The sequence below is a fragment of the Herbaspirillum sp. B65 genome, assembly GCF_000333555.1.
GTDB lineage: Bacteria > Pseudomonadota > Gammaproteobacteria > Burkholderiales > Burkholderiaceae_D > Herbaspirillum > Herbaspirillum rubrisubalbicans.
Map to the genome: position 1 here is coordinate 1 of NZ_BADI01000900.1, position 3,552 is coordinate 3,552.

The 3,552-nt window shown below is 63.3% G+C and carries 4 protein-coding genes; all 4 read right to left on the reverse strand.

Features of this window, described 5'->3' with window-relative positions:
- The coding region (locus I5W_RS21235) for a tetratricopeptide repeat protein (RefSeq protein ID WP_044530724.1) at positions 1 to 1,060 on the reverse strand (1,060 nt) is incomplete at its 3' end.
- Between the two features lie 64 nt (positions 1,061 to 1,124).
- Positions 1,125 to 1,814: a peptide-methionine (S)-S-oxide reductase MsrA gene (gene msrA, locus I5W_RS21240; RefSeq protein WP_085946789.1), complete on the reverse strand. Its 690-nt coding sequence runs from the start codon at positions 1,812 to 1,814 to the stop codon at positions 1,125 to 1,127.
- A 46-nt stretch (positions 1,815 to 1,860) separates the two neighbouring features.
- Positions 1,861 to 2,550 (reverse strand): sulfite oxidase heme-binding subunit YedZ, encoded by a 690-nt coding sequence (locus I5W_RS21245; RefSeq protein ID WP_044530725.1) that lies wholly within the window; start codon positions 2,548 to 2,550, stop codon positions 1,861 to 1,863.
- On the reverse strand, positions 2,550 to 3,518 hold the full coding sequence (gene msrP / locus I5W_RS21250; RefSeq protein WP_044530727.1) for a protein-methionine-sulfoxide reductase catalytic subunit MsrP: 969 nt from the start codon (positions 3,516 to 3,518) through the stop codon (positions 2,550 to 2,552). The genes I5W_RS21245 and msrP overlap by 1 nt, the downstream gene beginning before the upstream one ends.
- Positions 3,519 to 3,552 lie beyond the last annotated feature (34 nt).

The window sequence follows — 3,552 nt, forward strand, 5'->3', positions numbered from 1 at the left end:
GGCCGATACGCTGGGCTACCGGCAAGCCCTGCATCAAGGTCAACAGACTGGCCGGCAACTCAAACAACACTTCGGCGCCCGCCTCGACGATCTGCTGCACGTAGCGGCTGAACTGGATGGTATCGCCCTGCCCTTGCTCGGCCCACAGCAGGATGCGCTTGCCGGCGAGTGAACTACCGCCGTTCCAGGCCGGAATGTCGGCATGACGATAGGGATCGGCAGCGCGCCCTTCCCAGCGCCATTCGTAGAGCGGCAAGGCTTCCTGCAGGCGGCCCAGCGCCAGCAGCGACAGCGCCAGGTTGAGATGGGCATCGGCATCGCTGCCATCGATACGCAGCGCACGGCGATAGCTGTCGATGGCGTCTTCGTGCTCACGCAGCCGGGCCAGCGTAGTCCCACGGCTGACGTGGGCATCGACCAGCTCGGGATCGAGGATCAAGGCGTGGTCGTAGTAACGCAGCGCCTCTTGGTAGCTGCCCAGGGCGTGCTCGACCAGGCCCGCCGCCAGCCAGTACTGGGCACGCTGGTCATCCAGGCGCAGGGCTTGATGGATGCTGTGGCGGGCCGCTTCCCATTGGCCGGCACGCTCGTGCAGCAGCGCCTTGCGATGCCAGGTGTCGGGGACATCGGGATTGCGCCGCAAAGCCTCTTCCAGCAAGGCCAGCACCTGGGCATCGTTTTTCCCGGAAGGCGACATGCCTTGCAGGGCAGCGGCCGCAGCAACGAAGAATTCTGCACGCTCGTGCCCAGCTTCGATCAGATCGCGATACAGCAGGAAGGCATCTTCATATAGCCCCTGTTCGTAGAAGGCGCGGCCCAGGCGATAGCGCAGGGCCAGTGCCTCCTCACTGGACGGCTCTACCAGCCGCAAGGCCTGTTGCCAGGCTAGCGCCGCTTCCTCGAAGCGCCCTTGCGCGGCCGCGACACTGCCCAGCAGATGCAGGGCATCCTTGTGCTGCGGATGGCTTTGCAGCAGGCCGAACAGCAATTGCTCGGCAGCGGCGTAGTCTTCCTGGTCGAAACGGTCGAGGGCAAGGCGCAGGGTATCAGTGGCGTTCATGGCAGTCAGAAGGAGACAAACGGGGGTATTGTCTCATCCCTGCTGCTCCCGGCACTGATGTAGGTCAGCGCTTGAAGACCAGCACCGGATCGGCGCGATAGATGGCCGGGTACATCTTCTGCAGATTGCTGATCTTGGGCAGGTCGTTATAGGCGATGTAGGGCTGGTTGGGATGCAGGGTGGCGTAGTCCTGGTGATAATCCTCGGCCCGGTAGAACGCCTGCAACGGCGCCACCGTGGTCACGATGGGAGCGGCGAACACCTTGGCGGCGTTGAGCTGGGCGATGTAGGCCAGCGTTGCCTGCTGCTGTTGCGCGCTGGCGGTGAAGATGGCCGAGCGGTATTGCGTGCCCTGGTCCGGTCCCTGGCGGTTCAGTTGGGTCGGGTCATGCGCCACCGAAAAATAGATCTGCAGGATCTGGCCATAGGAAATCTTGCGCGGGTCGTAGGTCACCTGCACCGCTTCGGCATGACCGGTGGTCCCCGCACTGACCTGGGAATAGCTGGCCGTATCGGCCTTGCCGCCGGCATAACCGGAGACGGCCTGCAACACCCCCTGGGTATGCTGGAACACACCCTGCACGCCCCAGAAGCAGCCACCAGCCAGCACCACGGTAGCAGTGGGGGCGCTCGACGCCAGCACCGCCTTGCCGCTGGGAGCGGGCACTGCCACCGCCGCTTCGGCGGCATACGCGGATGGCTGGATGGCCGCCGCCAGCACCAGGCACAAGGCGGCAGGTTTGAACAAGAACATGGTCAATCTCCGGTACGGGTCTAGAAAAATCGGATGAGCAAGCCGGTCAGCGCCGCGGGGGCGTAGTCGGCGCCACCGGCGCAGCTTGCGCCCTGCCTTTGCGCCACAGCAGGCGCAGCACCAGCATCAGGCCAACCAGCACGGCAAACAGCAGCGGCTGGGCGATGAGGTTCTTGCCGGCCTTGTCCCACCAGTAATGCAGCACGCCCAGCGGCACGATCACGTAGACAAGACGATGCAAGACCTGCCAGCGCTTGCCGCCCAGGCGGCGCACCATGCCATTGGTGCTGGTGATGGCCAGCGGGATCGACAGCACCAGCGCCAGCACGCCCACGGTGATGAAGGGCCGCTTGAGGATGTCCTTCCAGATCTCGCCCAGGTCGAAGAAATGATCGAACCAGACAAAGGTCGTGAAATGCAAACACAAGTAGAAGAACGCCATCAACCCCACCATGCGCCTCATGCGCACCAGCCAGTTCAGCCCGGTGAGCTTGCGCAAGGGGGTGATGGCCAGGGTGATGCAGAACAGGTACAGGGTCCAGTCACCCGTACTGTGGGTGATGAATTCCAGCGGATTGGCACCCAGCCCACCCGTGAATCCCAGTACCACCAAGCGCACCAGCGGGACATACGCCAGAACCAGGAAGCACCACCACAGCACGGTCACGCTGCGTGGCTTCAGGTTGCGCAAGGCGGCAGGGGCAAGGGGAAGCAGCATGGACGATCCGATGGGCATCAGTAGAACTTGCGCAGGTCCATGCCGGTGTAGAGGCTGGCTACCTCGTTGTAGCCGTTGAACATGAGGGTCTTGCGCTTGGGCGCGAAGAAGCCATCCTCGCCGATGCGGCGCTCGGTGGCCTGCGACCAGCGCGGGTGGTCCACGGTGGGATTGACGTTGGAATAGAAACCGTATTCCTGGGGCGCGTACAGGTTCCAGGCGGTCTTGGGTTCGTCCTTGACGAAGCGGATCTTGACGATGGACTTGGCCGACTTGAAGCCATACTTCCACGGCACGACGATGCGCACCGGCGCGCCGTTCTGGTTGGGCAGGACTTCGCCATACATGCCCAGGGTCAGGAGGGTGAGCGGATGGTTGGCCTCATCCATGCGCAAACCTTCACGATAGGGCCAGTTCAGGATGGGGTCGGACAGCCCTGGCATCTGTTTCTTGTCGGCCAGGGTGACGAATTCTACATATCGGGCATTTCCCGTGGGCTCCACCTTCCTGATCAGGGCCGACAGGGAATAACCGATCCAGGGAATCACCATCGACCAGCCTTCCACGCAACGCAGGCGGTAGATGCGCTCTTCCAGCGGGGCCAGCTTGGTCAGGGCATCCAGGTCCAGGGTCATGGGCTTGTTGACCTCGCCTTCGATGGCGATGGTCCAGGGGCTGGTCTTGAGGGTGCCGGCATTCTTGGCCGGATCGGCCTTGTCGGTGCCGAATTCGTAGAAGTTGTTGTAGCTGGTGGCGTCCTTGTAGGCGGTCTGCTTGTCCATGACCGCGTAGGCGTTATTGAGCTTGGCCGGCAGCTTCCTGCCCTGCTGGGCGAAAGCCTGCGGCAGCGCGCCCATGCCGCTGGCCAGGGCCGTGCCGGCGGCCACGCGGGCCATGAAGCTGCGACGGGACAGGTAGAGATCCTTGGGGGTGATCTCGGAGGCGGTCGGAATCTCGATCTGGTCGGGACGAATCTTGATGAGCATGGTGCGCTCCAGCAAATAAGAGTGGGTGCCAGGC